Consider the following 18,088-nt stretch of genomic DNA (forward strand, 5'->3'; position numbering starts at 1 on the left):
CGTCGCCTTGGTGAGCCGTTACCTCACCAACCAGCTAATGCGCCGCGGGCCCATCCGCAAGTGACAGCCGAAGCCGCCTTTCCCCTTTTCCCCATGCGGGGAAAAGGACTATCCGGTATTAGCCCCGGTTTCCCGGAGTTATCCCGGTCTTGCGGGCAGGTTGCCCACGTGTTACTCACCCGTTCGCCGCTGGATCCTCATCCCGAAGGATGATTCTCCCGCTCGACTTGCATGTATTAGGCACGCCGCCAGCGTTCATCCTGAGCCAGGATCAAACTCTCCAAAAAAGTTTGATGTGAACTCTCAAGAATTAACGAGTCATGTCTTCACTCTTCAGTTTTCAAGGAACACTTCATTTCACTTTGTTTGGGCCGCTCTCTTGCGGCGACAGATACTATCCTAACACCTTGATGGGGTTTTGTCAACAAAAAAATAAAAAAGTTTCCGTTCTAAATAAAACTATTCGAACCCATTGAAATCACGGGCGAAGCAATCTCCTGCTTCGCCCGAAAAGGAAAAAGAAATCCGGAAGCCTCGCCCTTATTCCCTTTCAACCGCTGTGGTGGCCGCCTCCAATTCTTTTTGCAATTGATCGTGATATTTCTTCACTTCATCCTCCGTCCAGCCAAACTCATCTTTCATCATTTGAAGCACGGATTCTTTCCATTGATGCACCCAGTCAATTTGGAACAACAAACTGCCGGTCCTGCGAATGAAAAAATCGGCAGGAGTCGCCACAGACTCTTCCAAAATCCCGTATTTGAGCATCCCGTAAACTTCCGGAGCCAATTGGTATCGGGAAGCCGCCTCTTTTCCTTCCTCCACATAACAATAAACCTGATCCACGTTGCTGCCATAACGTTGAACAAGTTCTTCTGCCGCCTGAGCAGATAAACCGATCGCTTCCCCGGCCTTTTTCTTCGATTCCAAAAAGCCTTGCCATTGATCGGAACCACCGACATCCCCTCCGGAAATGCGGATGCGGTCGGTATGGCAGGGTTTCAACTGATAACCCGCTTCTTCCGTCAATTCCTTCGCCACCAAATCAACGGTTCTTTCCGCCATTTTCCGGTAACCAGTCAACTTCCCGCCCGCAATGGTAATCAATCCGGACGGGGAACGAAAAATCTCATCCTTTCGCGAAATCTCAGAAGGAGACTTTCCTTCTTCATGAATCAGCGGACGGATCCCCGCCCAACTGGATTCGACATCATCTTTTGTCAGACGGATGTCGGGAAACATAAAGTTGGCTGCATTCAACAGATAATCCCTGTCTTCTTCCGTCACCCGCGGGTGAGCCAAATCGCCGGAATAATTCGTGTCCGTCGTGCCAATGTATGTTTTCCCGTCCCGTGGAATGGCAAAAACCATTCTCCCGTCCGGGGTGTCAAAGTAAACGGCTTGCCGCAACGGGAACCGTCCCTGATTCACCACCAAGTGAACACCTTTGGTCCAATGCAAGGTTTTCCCTTTTTTGGACCCGTCTTTTTCACGAATTTCATCGCACCACGGCCCGGTTGCATTGACAATTTTTTTAGCGTAAATTTGATAAATTTCCCCATTCAACAAATCCCGCACTTGAACGCCAACCAACTTTCCGTCTTGATACAGCAATTTCTCGGCTTTCATGTAATTGAAAGCATCCACCCCGTATTCGACGGCTTTTTTCAAAACTTCCAATGTCAGGCGCGCATCATCAGTCCGGTACTCCACATAATAAGCGCTTCCCTTTAATCCTTCTTTTCGCAACAAGGGTTCTTTTTCAAGCGTTTCTTCCCGGTTCAACATCTGCCGGCGCTCACTCTTTTTCACCCCTGCCAGATAATCGTAGAGCCAAATCCCAATGGAACTGGCCAATTTTCCGTACGTCCCGCCTTTGATGACCGGCAACAACATCCATTCGGGCCGGGTCACATGCGGGCCATTCTCATAAACAATCGCCCGCTCTCTCCCCACTTCCTTCACCAAACGGACTTCCAATTGTTTTAAATACCGCAATCCTCCGTGCACCAATTTGGTGGAACGGCTCGACGTCCCTGCCGCAAAATCCTGCATCTCGATCAAGACAGTGTTTAAACCGCGAGTCTTTGCATCCAACGCAATGCCCGCGCCGGTAATCCCCCCGCCAATCACCAAAAGGTCTATTTCCCGGGAAAGGACATCCTTGATTTTTTGTTCCCGGTTCAACACAGAAAAAGCTCCGCTCACGGTTATTTCCTCCTTTTAAAAAAATAACAGCCGTAAAAACCCCTGTGCCCGATACGGCAAAGGAGTTTCAAGGCTGTTCTCCAGATCTCATCCGTCTATTAACTTATATCCAAATTAATCCGCTGTTTTAAATGCACGGGTTGCTTCAACCGCTTTTCTCCAATTATTATACCACCGGGTCCGGGTTTTGTCATCCATATTGGATTGGAACGCACGATCGATCACCCAATTTTCAGCAATTTCCTTTTTGCTTTTCCAAAAGCCGACAGAAAGGCCCGCCAGGTAAGCCGCTCCCAAGGCCGTGGTTTCAAGGACAAGCGGTCTTTCGACAGGAACATCCAACAAATCGCTTTGGAACTGCATCAAAAAGTTATTAACGGAAGCCCCGCCGTCCACACGAAGTTTTTTCAGCCGGATTTGCGAATCTTCCTCCATGACATTGAGCACATCTTTGGTTTGGTAAGCCAACGACTCCAGCGTGGCCCTGACAAAATGCGCCCGGGTGGTTCCCCTTGTCAGTCCGAAGACAGCCCCCCGGGCATCGGAATCCCAGTAAGGCGTTCCCAACCCCACAAATGCCGGAACCACATAAACGCCTCCGGTCGAATCCACTTCATTGGCCATGGCTTCACTTTCTCCGGCTTCATCGATCAGCTTTAATCCGTCCCGCAACCATTGGATGGCGGATCCGGAAACAAAAATACTTCCCTCCAGCGCATACTCCACTTTGCCGTCCAAACCCCAGGCAATCGTGGTCAGCAGCCCGTGCTTGGAGGGCACAGCATTTTCCCCCGTGTGCATCAACATGAAGCAACCGGTTCCATAAGTGTTTTTGGCCATTCCCGGTTCAAAACACGCCTGTCCGAAAAGGGCGGCCTGTTGATCCCCGGCAATACCGGATACAGGCACTTCCTCTCCAAAGAACAAGGATTTTTCCGTCACCGTATACACTTCCGAAGAGGAACGCACTTCCGGCAGCATCTTCCCCGGAATGTCCAAAATGGAGAGCAAATCCGGATCCCATTTTAAATCATAAATATTATACATCAATGTCCGGGAAGCATTGGAATAGTCCGTCACATGCGCCCGTCCGCCTGACAACTTCCAGACCAGCCACGTGTCAATGGTGCCAAACAGCAAGTCTCCTCTTTCCGCTTTTTCCCGCGCCCCTTTGACATGATCCAAAATCCACTTGACCTTGGTCCCGGAAAAATAAGGATCAATGAGAAGACCGGTTTTCTTCCGGAATAAGTCGGTATATCCTTTTTGATTCAATTCTTCGCAGATGGAGGCCGTTTGCCTCGATTGCCAAACGATCGCCGGATAGACCGGGTTTCCTGTTTTTTTGTCCCAGACCACCGTCGTTTCCCGCTGATTGGTGATGCCAATGGCAGCAATATCAGAAGCGGACACGGATGATTTCGCCAACAGTTCGGCAATCACACTTTGGACCGAACTCCAAATCTCCATGGCGTCATGTTCCACCCACCCGGGATGAGGAAAATATTGTTGGAATTCTTTTTGGGCCATGTGAACCATTTTGCCCTGCCGGTCAAACAAAATTGCCCGGGAACTGGTTGTTCCCTGATCGATCGCCAATACATATTTTTTCGTCACTTTCCAATCACCTCATTTAATCTCTAAAAGAGAATCTGATAAGCCCATGCGGCAACGATTCCGCCAATCACCGGTCCGACTACCGGCACCCACGCATATCCCCAATTGGAATCCCCTTTTCCGGGAATCGGCAAAAGAAAATGGGCCAGACGGGGGCCAAAATCACGAGCCGGGTTAATCGCATAACCCGTGGCCCCTCCGAGTGAGATTCCGATCGCCACAATCAAAAAGCCGACAATCAGGTTTTTTAACCCGTCAGCAAACGCCATTCCTTCTGCGCCCATGACCAGCAAAATAAAAACCAAGAAAAATGTCCCAATCATCTCACTAATCAAATTAAAAAAGAAATTCGGAACGGCCGGGGCAGTGGAAAAAACAGACAACTTTGCGGCGGGGTCCTCCGTTTGTTCCCAATGCGGATAATAGAAAAGCCAGACAATCACCGCTCCCAAAAAGGCACCGATCATCTGAGCAGCGATATAGGACAGTACCTGGCTCCAAAGGAACTTGCCGGCCACTGCCAGACCGATGGTCAATGCCGGATTCAAATGGGCACCGCTGATGTCCCCTGCCACATAGGCACCCAACATCACCGCAAAACCCCATCCAAACACAATGACAATCCAACCGGAGTCATGGGAAAATGTCTTCTTCAAATTGACTCCGGCGCACACACCGCCTCCAAAAACAATCAGGATCATGGTTCCAATGAGTTCAGCCGTAAACGGTGTCATCCAATCCATACGCTCCTTTCCCCGAGATGCCCAAAAAAAACAAAAAGAATCACTAAGAACCTTTTTCCACAACCGTTAGAAAAAAGGACGTCGTGATTCTCCCTGTCTCATCACTGGTATGCCTGATTAACTTTTTATTCGCGAAAACGATTTCATACTTATTATAAATTAATGTTTTTTATAAATCAATTTCTTTTTAATTAATTTTATTCCATATCTTCTGTTCAGAGGTCGTGATCGCAACGGCTCCGGCCTGTAATGCTTCCCGGGCTTCCTCCACGGTCCGGATCAAGCCCCCGGCCAGAATCGGTACGTTGGTATTGTCGGAAATTTCCCGGATGATATGGGGGATGATTCCGGGCAAGACTTCAATGTAATCCGGCTGGAACGATTGAATCAGCCGGTAGCTGGTGTTTAAAGCATGCGAATCCAACAGAAAAATGCGTTGAATCGCAATCAACGATCTTTTTTTGGCCATTTGGATCACCGGCGTCCGCGTGGAGATCAATCCGGCCGGTTTGACTTTTTGGCACAGATATTCCGCACCGTATTCATCACTTCTCAACCCCTGAACCAGATCAACATGCAACAGCACTTTCTTTTGATGGCGCCGTGCCAATTTCATTAAAGCTGTCAGCTGAGCAATGTGGCTGTTTAACAGAATGACATATTCAAAGTCTGTTTCCATCAGCTTTTCAAATTCCTTGATATTATTGGCTGCTGGCAATATTTTCTGATTGTTGAAATGCTCCATGCTTGACACCTTCTTGTTTCGAATTATTCCTCAGGAACGCTCAAACCGAAACGGGCTCCAAGGTTTCAAATAATCCAGCAAAAACAATTCTTGTTCTTCAATCCGGCCCACCACATTGGTCCGGCCGTCATTTTTCATCGGTTTTAAGGCAATTTGCAGTTCTCCTTTGTATTGGCCGTAATGATCGTTGTCAATCAAAACATCCCCCCGGCGGATTTCCTGGGTGTTATGCGGGGGAAAAGAAGCTTGTTTATATTTTACGCGACTCCCAGTGGAACGGATCATGAATTCGGAAACATCGCCCCGGTATACATGGGATTCCTCAAACACAATTTTTTTCTCCAAAGGCGTGGCATCTTCAGACATGTTCACCGTAAACGCCGGAATTTCCGGAGTAATTTGGCTGAGCTTTTTCAACTCTTCTTCCGACGCATAGGCATTGCCGATGATCACGTCATCAATCCACCCGGTCATAAAGAAGTGTTTGGCCTGAATTTCGATTGGCAGTTCCCGGTGCATTTCCAAGGTACACAATCCTTCCGCGATCTCTCTCGGCCCCAGGGTGGCACTTTGTGAACTGACAAAGGCAGCCGTTTGAATCCCCAAGGCTTTAAAAGCGGAACTGGTCCGGGCGAAATGATCATAGGACAACCCGGTATACCGGTGAGGATAAAAGTTGTGGCAACCGGTCAGTTGCTCTTTGTTGGGTTGGTAACTGAGAATCTGGTCGATGGAACGGGTTCCCTGGCTCATGTTGATCTCGATCTTGATGCCGTAAGGATTGTAAGTCATCATGGCCTCTTCTTGCCCAGAAAAGCCCAGATCCAGCCGGATTCCGGCAACCCCCCAGTCATGAAATAAAGACAAATCATCCGCCCGGACCCCGAGGTTGGAAAAAACGCGCGGATTGACATCGATATAAACTTCCATTCCCAGCTGTTTTGCATACGCAATCGTTTGTTTCAATTGTTCCCGCTTGGCACCGTCTTGCTCATTCAGTGAAATGAAACACGTAAACACCCGGGAAAATCCGTATTTTGCTGCTGTTTCCAAATAAGCCCGGTCCTTCTCAAACGTGGTGCGCCCGGGATATAAAGAGATCCCCAATCGTTTCAATGATTTCCCCACCTTTTCATGCTTTCAGCTTTTTGATGATCCGGATCATCCGTTCAATCAATTTTTGCTCACTCATCGCCGTCATCAAATGATCCTGTGCATGAATCAATAATAACGTTTTTTCCTTCAGGGTTCCATTCAGTTCCGCCTGGATCAGCTTTGTTTGCAATTGATGCGCAACCGCCAACTCATTATCCGCTTCTTGAATCAACTGCTCCGCTCTTTCAAAATCAAAATCTTCTGCCGCTTCCAACGACTCAAAAGCAAGTCCGCGCGCGTTTCCGGCGTGCAATATGATTTCAAAAATTTCTTGTTCCAATTTACGATAACTCCTTTTTTATCATTTCGATCACACTCGGGGCTCCCATCGGCGTATATCCCGTGGAAGGGATGAGTTGCACCTTTTTATTGAGCTTTTTTCCGATATCAGAAAGCGAAACAAACCGGTGGCGGATTTGCGGGGCAACCAGTGCCATGTCATAATCGGGCAATTCATTTTCCAGTTCATGGGCACCGATCGCTTTCAAGGTGAGTGGCAGCCCTTGTTTTTCAGCTTCCAACTGAATTGCTTTCAAAACAATCGCGCTGGACATGCCTCCTGCACACACAATCAACACTTTCATCCCGAATCCTCTCCTTTTTAACAACACAAAATAACCTCTTTTTTCCAGTTCATCGCTTTATTTACCTTTAATCTACTAGAATTGATAAAAAAAGTCTATTCATATATTTTACAAATTATTTCATATCATCTTGTCTGCCAAGGCCGCCAACCCGGACCCCGCCGCTCATATCAATGAAAGCAACCACCTCCTTTTCCGAAAAGACAAGCCACGACAGTTTTAAAAACAAAAAAGAAAAAATATTCTGATATATATATGTTATAATATTTATAACCATTTGGATATCATCCTTTTTCAAAAGGAGGACGGCCATGGAGCGGTTTTTAAACTGGATTGAAACAAAATGGATGCCTCCTTTCGCCAAACTCTCGGAATTGCGTCATTTAAGGGCCATTCGCGACGGAATTATCGCAACGCTTCCTCTCATCATCATCGGTTCCCTCTTTTTAATCATTGCCTCACCTCCCGTTCCTTCGCTCGAAGCCATGGTCAAACCTTACGCGGAAGACATTTTGATTCCTTACCGGCTGACTTTGGGGTTGATGGCGTTGTATGCCTCGTTCAGCATGGGGTACAGCCTGGCCCGTTCTTACGATCTGGATGGAATCACCGGCGGATTGCTCAGTGCCGCCACGTTTATCATGGCGACCCTTCCCGTTAACCTGGATCATCTCCTTCCGGAAAACGAAGCACTGGGATGGTTGCTTCCCGTCAGCAAAATGGGCGGCTCCGGATTGTTCATGTCGATCATCGCCATGTTCATCGCCGTGGAAACCATGCACTGGTTGAAAAAATCAGGTTTCTCCATCAAGATGCACGAATCCGTTCCTTCCTCCGTGTCCCGGTCATTTGAAGCATTGATTCCGGCGGCATGCATTATTTTGCTAATGTGGATCATTCGCGTCTGGCTGGAAATCGACTTGCACAATGTGTTGCTCAAACTCTTTTCGCCCTTGGTTTATTTTGCAGGGAACACGTTCTTGGGCGCCGTGATTCCGGTTGTTTTCATCATGCTGCTGTGGTGTGCCGGGATCCACGGGGTGGCGGTGGTGGGAACCGTTTTGCAACCCATCTGGTTTGCGCTGTTGGATGAAAATGCGGCCGCGGCGGCATCCGGACAGCCGTTGCCCAACATGATCGTGGAACCGTTTTATCAATGGTTTGTCTGGATCGGTGGTTCGGGAACCACGCTCTCACTCTGTTTGTTGCTCTTATTTTCCAAATCTTCTTACCTGAGGCAAGTCGGCCGTTTTTCCATTGTCCCCAGCTTGTTTAACATCAACGAACCGGTCATTTTCGGCGTACCCATCGTCATGAATCCCCTCCTTGTGATTCCGGCCATTCTCGCACCGGTTGCCTGTACCGTCACCACTTATCTCGCTTTCTCCTTGGACTGGATCCAACGCATTTCCATATTGGCTCCGTGGACCCTTCCCGCCCCGTTTGGCGCTTATGTGGCCACCGGGGGAGATTGGCGGGCCATTCTCCTGGTTTTTGTCAATATTTTGCTGTCCGGATTCATTTACTATCCGTTCTTCAAAGCATATGAAAAGAAAATGCGCGCTGAAGAAAATGCAACACCTTAAAAAAAAGTGAGAGAAGAGTTTTCTTCTCTCACTTTGTGCCTCATTCTCCCTGTGTCCACTCTTTGACTTTGTCCGGATGATTTTCGACCCATTTTTCTGCTGCTTTGTCAGGGCTCATGCCATTGTGGATATCGGACATCACTTCTTCCATATCTTCTTTCGTCCAATGGAAACGATCGAGGATCCGGTACACCTCCGGCTTGTCTTCTTTCAAGCCTTTCCGGACGATCGTGTGGATGGCTTCTTCCCCGCCAAACATTTTTTTCGGGTCTTCCAAAAACTTCAGGTCGAAATCGGCAAATTTCCAGTGAGGCTGCCATCCGGTCACCACAATCCATTCCTTTTTCTGAATGGCTTTGGACAATTCAGCGGACATGGTGGCATCCGAACCATTGATCAATTGAAAATCCAATCCGTATTCATCAATCACTTTTTCCGTTGTTTGCATCATGGAAGCCCCGGGGTCGATTCCGACAATCCTTCCTTTGAATTGATCTTTATATTGATTCAGCTCTGTAATTGAATTGGCTTTGACATACGAAGGAACCACCAGTCCGACCCGCGCTCCTTCCAAATTGGGGCCCAGATCCACATATTGCCCTTTGAATTGGTCAGCAATCACTTTGGATGTCACCGGGAACCAACCCGCCACATGAGCATCCACATCTCCCTGGGCCACGCCCTGCCACATCGGGGTTGCCTGGGTTTCCACCAGATCAACTTCAAATCCTTGTTTCTCCAGGACTTTTTTCACGACATTGGTGCTGGCGATTTCCGATTCCCAACTGACGTATGCCAATGTCACTTTCTCTTTGCCGCCTCCGAAATCAGCATATGCGGCAATCACCATGCCCAAAAACACTAGGATCGCCACAACAGACATCCATTTGCGGACCGGGAATTTTTTCTTCCCGTTTCCACCGGAAGGAGCTGTTTTTGTTTTTCCCAGATTTTGCGTCATCCGGTCCAACACAATCGCGATGATGACAATCGCCAGCCCGGCTTCAAATCCCAAACCGACTTGCAACCGGGAGATCGATTCAAGCACGATCTCACCAAGCCCTCCGGCTCCAATCATGGAACTGATGACCACCATGGATAAGGAAAGCATGATGGTTTGGTTGATTCCGGCCAGGATAGTCGGTTTCGCGAGCGGAATCTCCACTTTGACCAAGCGTTGCCAAGAAGTGGAGCCAAAAGCATTGGCCGCTTCTTTCAACTCTTTGGACACCTGGCGCAATCCCAGACTGGTCATGCGGATGGTCGGCGGCATGGCAAACACCACCGAAGCAATCACCGCAGGCACAGCCCCCAAGGCAAAGAAAAAGACCGCAGGAATCAAATAAACAAATGCCGGCATCGTCTGCATGAAATCGAGCACCGGGGTGACAATTTGTTTGACCCGGTCACTTCGCCCGGCCCATAATCCGAGCGGGATTCCGATGATGATCGAAATCAGCGTCGATGTCAAGACCAGAGCGAGGGTTTCCACGCTGGTTTCCCATAATCCCAGATCATAGATCAGCAAAAAGCCCACCAGTGCAAAGACGGCAATCCTCAGCCGGCTTAACAACCACACCAGTAAGGTCAGCAACAAGATGGTCACCAATGGTGGCGTGACCGATAGAACCCGTTCAAAGAAATCGGTGATCGGTGTAATAATGCCTTGAATAAAATGAAATAAGGGCGCAAAATATTCTTGCATCCATTTAATCAACGCATCGACCCAGTCGGCAAGAGGGAGTTTCGGCAAATTCATTCGCTATCCCCTCCTTGCCCGGTAAGTGCCGCCCAGACGGCACCACGCCCCACAATCCCCAGCACACGATCCTCGTCATCAACAACAACGGCTGGGATGGTGGAATCCGCTTGTTGTCCCATTTCGGATACAATCGATTGCAAAGGAGTGTCTTTTTTTACTTTCACAACATCTTTCACCAAAATATCTTCTACTTTCTTTTCTTTTTTGAAGGCTTCTTTTACCTGATCGGCGGTGACCATCCCTTTTAAATAACGCTTGCGGTCAACCACCACCAACGTGGGAATGCCTTTGTCCCGCATTTTCTTTCCTGCCACACGGATTCCATCTTTTCCGAGAACGATGGTTTCCGCCTTGCGCATCACCGTTTCGGCGGTCAGGACTTTCCCCAGGTTGACATCTTCCACAAACCGTTCCACATAGGCATCGGCAGGATTGGTCAAGATCTCTTCAGGCGTCCCGATTTGCACAATTTCCCCATGGCGCATCAACACGATCCGGTCTCCGATGCGCAACGCTTCATCCAAATCATGTGTGATAAATATGACGGTTTTATTCATCGACCGTTGCAGATCGACAAGCTCTTCCTGCATCTCTTTGCGAATCAAGGGATCCAGTGCACTGAAAGCTTCGTCCATCAGCAAAATCTCCGGATCGTTCGCCAGCGCCCTGGCCAACCCGACCCGTTGTTGCATTCCGCCGCTCAATTGGTTGGGATAACTGTCAGCCCAGCTTTCCAAACCGACCAACTTCAGGCTTTCCATGGCTTTCGCTCTTCGTTCGGCGGCAGAAATCCCTTGAATCTCCAACCCGAACTCAACATTTTCAATCACTGTGCGATGGGGAAACAAAGCGAATTTCTGAAAGACCATGCTGATTTTTTTCCGCCGCAGTTCCCGCAATTGCTCCGCATTCATTTCGACAATGTTTTCATTGTCGATAAAAACCTGCCCCGAGGTCGGTTCAACCAGACGGTTCAACATCCGGAGAAGCGTCGATTTTCCGCTTCCGGACAATCCCATGATCACGAAAATTTCTCCGCTTTCCACGGCGAAGTTTGCTTGGTTCACACCCACCGTGGCTCCGGTCGCCTTGAAAATTTCTTCTTTTCCTTTTCCTTCCTTCAGCATTTTCAAAGCTTTCTTCGTTGATTTGCCAAAGATCTTCGTGAGATTTTTCACTTCAATTTGGTAGTTCAAAACTTCCCCTCCAATCTTGCTTCGTTATTTATTTCCCTAAAATCGATCTTTTAAACACGTTTTTAATGATAAATTAAAAAATTTACGGTTATATTAGTATAATTTTAAAAACATAACCACGATTTTGTTTTTAACCAAAAATAGCAGGATGTTCGTTCACAGAGTATTTCCTGAGAAAACACAAATCCTGCATGATGGTTTACTCTATCAACTTCATCCGGGGGATCGTAAAATTTTTTCATATTCCCACCACTTTATTTATATTTTAAACCCTCCGGATCTTCACCGAGCGCAGGCAATCATCTTCCAGTGGAATTTTTGTTTTTAAAATGCTTTGCACCCACCGGATGATTCACCGCTTTTTCCTCTTTATCGTTCTCCCATTGTCTGTTTTCCTTTCAGCTGACGGAACCAGACGGATCCATTTGTATTTTTGCCGGTAAAAAAAAACGGGAAAACAAGATGGATTTATACCAAAAAAGGAACGATGGAGTTTTGGATAACAGATATTTAATGGAAGAAATGAAAAAAGCCTGAGAAAGGCACCTGATTTGGCATCTTTTTCAGGCTTTATGAGAGCTAGATGGGCCTTTTGAATATAAAGATAATGAAATACATAACAAAGGATGTTACACACAAGGAAAACAAATTTATAAAAATATTTGTTCTGTGTTTGAGAAGCTTGAATATCAGCTGATAAATTCCAATACCGATGACACCCCCGAGCGTATTGGCCAAGATATCCGTCAAATCACTTCTTCCAATCGCCAAAACAAATTGAATGATTTCAAATGACAAAGTAAAACCAACGATGGCTGACACTTTTTTCGAAAAAGCCCACTCACTTTTCAACATGCAAATATAAATACCCAAGGGTATAAAAATTCTTATATTGCTATATACCACCTCAGAAAAAAGAGACTGATGAAACGGAATCAAATTAATGACCCGCACTCTTTCTATATAATCAAGAGAAAACTGTAATTTAAAAAGAACCAACCACACAAGCACAAATACATAAACAGTGAATAATCCGAATGTAAACTTTTTACTTCCCAATGTTTCTCCTCCTGATTCGTATTTTTCTTTTGTTTTCCTCAGAACGATCAAAAATGCTGTGATTTTCAACCGATAAAACCATTTTTTGATTCAAAAAAAATCTCGTACCCTCAGTATGAAGTCTACCTGAAGGAACGAGTCGTTTTTTTAATGTTTCGTTGATCATTTCTTAAGAAAACACGGGAATTTCCTTAATGTTTTCTTAAGTCTGCCTTGGCATGGCGGGGAGCTCCACCGTAAATGAAGTATGTGTTTTATCACTGTCTGCATAAAGGCGCCCGCCGTGTAAAGTCACGATTTCTTTTGCAATCGCCAATCCAAGTCCCGCTCCCCCTTTGCCGGAGGAGCGGGCGTCATCAATCCGATAGAATTTGTCAAATATGGCATCCAGTTTACTTTTAGGAATACTCCCGGCATTTTTAAACTCGATCGAAACCATATCCCCGCATCGACCCGCGGTAATGTCAATGACGCTGTTGTCCTCACTGTATGCCACGGCGTTTTTCAAAATGTTGTTAAAGACCCTGGCAAGTTTATCGGGATCGGCGTATACCGTCAAATCGTCCGGAGCATGAATAACAACCTGTTTTCCATTCACGGCCAGCTGGGGGTAAAATTCATCGGTTATTTGCACCAGCATGTAGTACAGGTCAATGTGCTTTTTTTCAAGTTTAATCGTTTGGAGATTATATCGCGTGATCTCAAAAAACTCGTCGATTAACCGTTCGAGGTGAATGGCTTTGTCCAATGTAATACGAATATACTTTTCCTGTTGCTCTGCCGGCATGTCTGACGCCTCATCAAGCAGGCTCAAATAACCGATAATGGATGTCAGGGGAGTTTTAATATCATGTGCCAAGTACATGACAAAGTCATTTTTCCTTTGTTCGGCAAGCTTAGCCTCCTGCTCCCGCTTTTCCAGTGTCAGTTTTAATGTGTTCAGTTTCTGTTCCAAAAACTCCATTTCCGGAGAAAGTTCAATTTGTTTATCCTCTTTTTGGATAAGTATATCAATGCCGTTATTTATCTCGTTGAAGTATTTCGCGAATTTCGACAGCATGATACGGCACAGAATCAGAACCGTAACAGCAATCGTCACATACATAATGATGGTAATATTGTTCCGTATGGTATATTGATATATTAACATCGCGTCCTGACGCTCTAAGTAAAAACTGTTTTCCAAAAAACGTACGATCCACTCCCCGGTTCTCCACCGCATGAGTTCACGCAAATAAAAAACAAATACAATTGCAGCGATCACAATTACAAGGATATACAGGAATAGTTTGCGTTTTAATTTGTAATAATCGTTATTTTTCTCACTCAAATTTTATAACCAACTCCCCATACGGTTTTGATATATTTCGGATTATCAATGGAGTCATTCATTTTTTTGCGCAAATGCCGGATATGCACGGTGATGGTATTGCTGCTCTTGCTGAAGTATTCGTCTCCCCATATCTCATGAAACAACTGCTCAGAACTAACCACCTTTCCTTTGTTTTCACAAAGAATGCGCAGGATTGAAAACTCAGTAGGGGTGAGGGATAACGGTTTCTCGTTCAAAAAGCACTCATGCGTGTCTATATTCATGACAATGCCGGCATGAACTATAACATTTTCTTTTTGCTCTGTTACTCCATTGTATTTTTTGTATCGGCGCAACTGCGCTTTGACGCGTGCAATTAACTCAAGCGGGCGAAAGGGCTTTGTGATATAATCGTCTGCACCGATCGTAAGACCCGTCACCTTGTCCACTTCCGCATCTTTTGCGGTCAGCAGGATAATGGGGTAATTGTGATTGTCCCTGATTTTTTGGCAGATTTCAAGGCCGCTTGTGCCAGGAAGCATGATGTCCAATATGGCAAGATCCAGGTCAGTCTCATCGATACATTTCAACGCTTCTTTGGCAGTGTAGCATTTGAAAACGGTATAATTCTCATTTTTCAGGTATAACTCAACCAAATCAGCAATTTCACGTTCATCATCCACAACAAGTATTTTATCACTCACAGTTACCAACCCATTCTCCTCTCAACACATATAAACAGTTTGATTTTCCTGTTTACTGAAACCCCGGCTGATGACTATGTTGAAATTCATTTATCTGTTATTGTCCCACTATATTTTAATTCATATACGATTAGACGTATATCTTAAAGTAAGACAATGGATATAAAATCAGAAATCCATTGTTTGCAAAAACACATCAAGGATGTAAAAAACCCTTGCGCAACCGGAATTTCATTGATGAACCCCAATTTAGTCCTCTTTTTGATGGTTCCCGACAATGGGGAAATCAAAATACGTATCAGGGTAAGGTTCGTTTCTTAATACGTAGTGCCACCATTCATATTCGTAAGCTTCAAATCCGCTGTTTTCCATGATTGAACGTAACAACCGGCGGTTTTTCGCTTCATTGCTTGAAATTTTTTTTGAGGTGTGATGTGAGCGTTCATCCATAAAATCGAAACTGCTTCCCATGGGGACAAGTTCACCGGTATCCAACCGATAAAGCGTAAGATCAATTGCACTTCCACGGCTGTGGCTTGATAATGGCGCAACATATCCCTTTGTGATTAATTCGGATCGCTCGATATTCGGATAATATCTTTCTTTGGTAAGATTGTCTTCCGGTAGTTCGGACCAACGTAAAAAGCATTCCACCGCCCTTTGGGGCCGATAGCCGTCCCACAACAGCAAACCATACCCGAGAGCTTCTGCTTGTTTTTGTGCCTTTCGCAACGCAAGGGCTAAGTCATAAGTTCCCACGATGCGATTAACTTCATATCCGTCTACCGGTTTCCCTGTGAAATTATCCCATGTAGCATATTTGGCATCCCAGCGAACTCCGTACAAAATTTCATCCAAAAATATAAATCCTTTTTCCATACTTATCACCTCTTTAATGCCAATTCGATCAGACGGTCAATCAATTCCGGAAGTTTGATGCCAGCAGCATCCATCATACGGGGATACCGGCTGTACGATGTGAATCCGGGCAAGGTATTGACTTCGTTTAGGACAATGCGGCCGTTGTTTTGTAAGAACATGTCAACACGGGCAAGACCTCTGCACCCAAGCACTCTGTATATTTTTTTTGCCGTTTCACGAATCCGTTCCCGATCTTCTACCGACAAGTCTGCCGGAATGGTTATCACTGCATTTTCAGAACCTTTCTCCGGCTCGGCTTCCTGATGAATACGAAAGATACCGTATTGCAGCGTGATTTGATCCACCTCGCCAACCATCAGCTCGGAACCGTTTCCCAGTACGGCACAACCAACCTCATATCCCATTACAGCTTGCTCAATCAGGATTTTGCTGTCATATTCTCCAGCCAATTGAATGGCATCGTTTAATTCGTCCGCACAATAGACTTTTTTTACACCGTAGGATGAACCGGAACGTGCCGGCTTGACAAAAACAGGATAGGACAAAACATCCGCATCCAACAGATCATCCTTATGGATCACCCTGAATTCCGGAGTAGCGATGCCAGCATTTTTGGCTATGATATATGTCAGCGATTTATCCATACAAATTGCTGAGCTTTGAATATCACAGCCCACATACGGGATTCCGGACAATTCAAAAAGACCTTGTATCGATCCATCCTCACCCGACTTGCCGTGCAAAACCGAAAATGCTGCATCTACGTGTTGAATTTCATATTCATTGTTCTTTTGTACAAGCAATCCATGCATTTTTTTATCCGGCGACAGCACGGCGGAACAGCAATTGCCACTTTCCCATTCCACACCAGGTTTTTCGCACATTTTCCAAGTTCCGGATCGGGTGATTCCAATGTAAATGGGCTCGTATTTTTCCGTGTCAATGTTATTGGCAATCTCGACCGCAGATTTTACCGACACATCATGTTCCTCTGAGCATCCGCCAAACAAGACGGCGATCTTTAATCTAGACAAGTGCCTCTCTCCTCTCAAATTCCAAACAATTTAATATTGTCTTTTCAACGGTTTCATACAATGCCCGTTCCGTGTAGTACGACGTATGCGGCGTGATGATCACATTCGGCATCTTTTGCAGCTTAAGTATGAATGGATGATCTATTGATTTTCGTGAATGATCAAAATAGAAAAATCCTTCCTCACCTTCCAACACATCCAACGCTGCTCCGCCCAACTTACCATTCTCCAACGCTTGAATCAGAGCATTGGTATCCAGAAGCGCTCCCCGCGCTGTATTAATTAGAAATGCGCCTTGCTTCATGGCATTAATCTGTTCGCGACCGATCATATGGTATGTGTCCGCGTTAAGTGGTACATGAATGGTAATCAGGTCGCTATTTTGCAGCAACTCATTGAAGGACACATAATTTGCCGCCACCTCTTGGCTGTGACCATACGCCAGTATACGACATCCAAACCCGTGCAGCCGCTCAATCACGGCTTTGCCTATACGACCGGTTCCCAATACACCAACAGTCATGTCACGCAGCTCTTTGCCACGGACATGATCCAATCTGAAATCATGCTTTTCCACACGACTCATAACGGATTTGGCTTTGCGTATAGCCATCAGCATCAACATCAACGTATAATCGGCAACACTATCCGGTGAATATCTCACGTTTCCGACAGTGATTCCCAAACTTTCTGCTGCCTGAATGTCGATATGGTTGCAACCAATGCTTCGAGTTGAGATATACTTAACGCCGCAATCCTTTAATGCGATTAGAACGCGTTTGGAAATCTCAGATTTGTGTCCAACACTGATGCATTGATTTCCCCGGGACAATGTTGCATTGGTTTCTGAGACGGCAGAGCTTGTAATGGTAGGGATGACACCAAAACGTGGAGAAAGTTCTTTGAAAACCTCAGCCTCATCTCTTTCGCATCCATAAATGGTGATGCCGATCTTTTTCATTCTTTCACCTCTTTTCCGTCAATCATTTTTCTCTCCATGACAACTGATTATCTAATCCTTTTCTTTTGTTTCTCTTTATGTTGTCGTGATAACAACCTGACGATCCACATACGCCTTTCATCCAAGGATGGCCTTCAGTTGAAATTCCCCATGTATTCATAACTATCCTGAGGAGATAAACAGATCCTTTTTAAGTCGTGACATTTATGCGGCTATGGAACAGTCATTCCTCTACCTGGCATTTCACATAAAACAGCTCGTTCCTACGGCATTAAGTCTACCGAAAAGGAACGAGCTGTTTTTTAGTATTATATTGATAATTTCTTAAGAAAAAATAGAGATAACCTTGATGTTTTCCTAATACGTACGGTTTCAAATGGATTCAAAAGAATATCAAAAACCCCTCTTAAGCAACATGCTTAAGAGGGGTAAGGGATATTGTTGCCTGGCAACGACCTACTCTCCCAGGGGTCATCCCCAAGTACCATCGGCGCTGGAGGGCTTAACTTCCGTGTTCGGGATGGGAACGGGTGGATCCCC

Annotated in this window: 15 protein-coding genes, 2 rRNA genes and 1 pseudogene; 1 reads left to right on the forward strand and 17 read right to left on the reverse strand. The window is 45.9% G+C overall.

The genetic code is table 11. The features are described from left to right. The 8 genes and pseudogenes from I8U23_RS13160 to I8U23_RS13195 form a co-directional block, all read right to left on the reverse strand. A 16S ribosomal RNA gene (locus I8U23_RS13160) occupies positions 1-287 on the reverse strand; the annotation flags it as partial. 253 nt (positions 288-540) lie between these two features. Continuing rightward, on the reverse strand, positions 541-2,208 hold the full coding sequence (locus tag I8U23_RS13165; protein WP_049720226.1) for a glycerol-3-phosphate dehydrogenase/oxidase: 1,668 nt from the start codon (positions 2,206-2,208) through the stop codon (positions 541-543). Between the two features lie 114 nt (positions 2,209-2,322). After that, positions 2,323-3,825 carry a glycerol kinase GlpK gene (glpK, locus tag I8U23_RS13170; RefSeq protein ID WP_037997089.1) on the reverse strand — a complete coding sequence of 501 codons (1,503 nt, stop codon included), beginning with the start codon at positions 3,823-3,825 and terminating at the stop codon, positions 2,323-2,325. A 26-nt stretch (positions 3,826-3,851) separates the two neighbouring features. Beyond that, positions 3,852-4,559, reverse strand: a pseudogene (locus I8U23_RS13175) (MIP/aquaporin family protein); the annotation flags it as partial. Positions 4,560-4,755: 196 nt separating this feature from the next. Next, positions 4,756-5,313, reverse strand: coding sequence for a glycerol-3-phosphate responsive antiterminator (locus I8U23_RS13180; RefSeq protein WP_037997090.1), 558 nt, complete (start codon positions 5,311-5,313; stop codon positions 4,756-4,758). Positions 5,314-5,343: 30 nt separating this feature from the next. Then, positions 5,344-6,429, reverse strand: a complete 1,086-nt coding sequence (locus tag I8U23_RS13185) for a DUF871 domain-containing protein (protein ID WP_049720230.1) — start codon at positions 6,427-6,429, stop codon at positions 5,344-5,346. A 16-nt stretch (positions 6,430-6,445) separates the two neighbouring features. Continuing rightward, positions 6,446-6,748, reverse strand: coding sequence for a PTS lactose/cellobiose transporter subunit IIA (locus I8U23_RS13190; protein ID WP_037997095.1), 303 nt, complete (start codon positions 6,746-6,748; stop codon positions 6,446-6,448). A gap of 1 nt (position 6,749) precedes the next feature. Beyond that, entirely contained in the window at positions 6,750-7,052 is a 303-nt protein-coding gene (locus I8U23_RS13195) for a PTS sugar transporter subunit IIB (RefSeq protein ID WP_037997097.1), read from the reverse strand. Positions 7,053-7,363: 311 nt separating this feature from the next. On the opposite strand from I8U23_RS13195, the gene I8U23_RS13200 reads away from it, so the two are divergent. Further along, the gene (locus tag I8U23_RS13200; protein WP_037997099.1) at positions 7,364-8,638 is read left to right on the forward strand and encodes a PTS sugar transporter subunit IIC; all 1,275 of its coding nucleotides are present in this window, start codon (positions 7,364-7,366) and stop codon (positions 8,636-8,638) included. Between the two features lie 40 nt (positions 8,639-8,678). Here the strand turns inward: I8U23_RS13200 and I8U23_RS13205 are convergent, their stop codons facing one another. From I8U23_RS13205 to rrf, 9 genes are all read right to left on the reverse strand, one after another. After that, the gene (locus tag I8U23_RS13205; RefSeq protein WP_037997100.1) at positions 8,679-10,397 is read right to left on the reverse strand and encodes an ABC transporter permease/substrate binding protein; all 1,719 of its coding nucleotides are present in this window, start codon (positions 10,395-10,397) and stop codon (positions 8,679-8,681) included. Then, a complete protein-coding gene (locus I8U23_RS13210; protein ID WP_037997101.1) occupies positions 10,394-11,596 on the reverse strand; it encodes a quaternary amine ABC transporter ATP-binding protein in 1,203 nt (400 codons plus the stop codon). Before I8U23_RS13210 ends, I8U23_RS13205 begins: the two co-directional genes overlap by 4 nt. Positions 11,597-12,175: 579 nt before the next feature. Then, positions 12,176-12,655, reverse strand: a complete 480-nt coding sequence (locus tag I8U23_RS13215) for a VanZ family protein (protein ID WP_198051123.1) — start codon at positions 12,653-12,655, stop codon at positions 12,176-12,178. 202 nt (positions 12,656-12,857) lie between these two features. Next, positions 12,858-13,985: a vancomycin resistance histidine kinase VanS gene (gene vanS / locus I8U23_RS13220; protein WP_037997104.1), complete on the reverse strand. Its 1,128-nt coding sequence runs from the start codon at positions 13,983-13,985 to the stop codon at positions 12,858-12,860. Next, the gene (gene vanR, locus I8U23_RS13225; protein ID WP_037997106.1) at positions 13,982-14,671 is read right to left on the reverse strand and encodes a VanR-ABDEGLN family response regulator transcription factor; all 690 of its coding nucleotides are present in this window, start codon (positions 14,669-14,671) and stop codon (positions 13,982-13,984) included. The genes vanS and vanR overlap by 4 nt, the downstream gene beginning before the upstream one ends. Positions 14,672-14,920: 249 nt before the next feature. Continuing rightward, a complete protein-coding gene (gene vanX / locus I8U23_RS13230; RefSeq protein WP_037997107.1) occupies positions 14,921-15,550 on the reverse strand; it encodes a D-Ala-D-Ala dipeptidase VanX in 630 nt (209 codons plus the stop codon). 5 nt (positions 15,551-15,555) lie between these two features. Continuing rightward, a complete protein-coding gene (gene vanA / locus I8U23_RS13235; RefSeq protein WP_037997108.1) occupies positions 15,556-16,587 on the reverse strand; it encodes a D-alanine--(R)-lactate ligase in 1,032 nt (343 codons plus the stop codon). Further along, positions 16,580-17,548 carry a D-lactate dehydrogenase VanH gene (vanH, locus tag I8U23_RS13240; RefSeq protein WP_198051124.1) on the reverse strand — a complete coding sequence of 323 codons (969 nt, stop codon included), beginning with the start codon at positions 17,546-17,548 and terminating at the stop codon, positions 16,580-16,582. The genes vanA and vanH overlap by 8 nt, the downstream gene beginning before the upstream one ends. A gap of 443 nt (positions 17,549-17,991) precedes the next feature. Then, positions 17,992-18,088, reverse strand: a 5S ribosomal RNA gene (gene rrf, locus I8U23_RS13245); the annotation flags it as partial.

The organism is Thermoactinomyces sp. CICC 10735, assembly GCF_016055175.1.
In the GTDB taxonomy this organism is placed as follows: Bacteria; Bacillota; Bacilli; order Thermoactinomycetales; family Thermoactinomycetaceae; genus Thermoactinomyces; species Thermoactinomyces vulgaris.

What these genes read in the sequence shown, in the direction of transcription:
- I8U23_RS13180 (WP_037997090.1), bottom strand. Translation starts at nt 5,313, where the DNA reads ATGGAGCATTTCAACAATCAGAAAATATTGCCAGCAGCCAATAATATC.
- I8U23_RS13195 (WP_037997097.1), bottom strand. Translation starts at nt 7,052, where the DNA reads ATGAAAGTGTTGATTGTGTGTGCAGGAGGCATGTCCAGCGCGATTGTT.
- I8U23_RS13200 (WP_037997099.1), top strand. Translation starts at nt 7,364, where the DNA reads ATGGAGCGGTTTTTAAACTGGATTGAAACAAAATGGATGCCTCCTTTC.
- I8U23_RS13205 (WP_037997100.1), bottom strand. Translation starts at nt 10,397, where the DNA reads ATGAATTTGCCGAAACTCCCTCTTGCCGACTGGGTCGATGCGTTGATT.
- vanX (WP_037997107.1), bottom strand. Translation starts at nt 15,550, where the DNA reads ATGGAAAAAGGATTTATATTTTTGGATGAAATTTTGTACGGAGTTCGC.
- vanH (WP_198051124.1), bottom strand. Translation starts at nt 17,548, where the DNA reads ATGAAAAAGATCGGCATCACCATTTATGGATGCGAAAGAGATGAGGCT.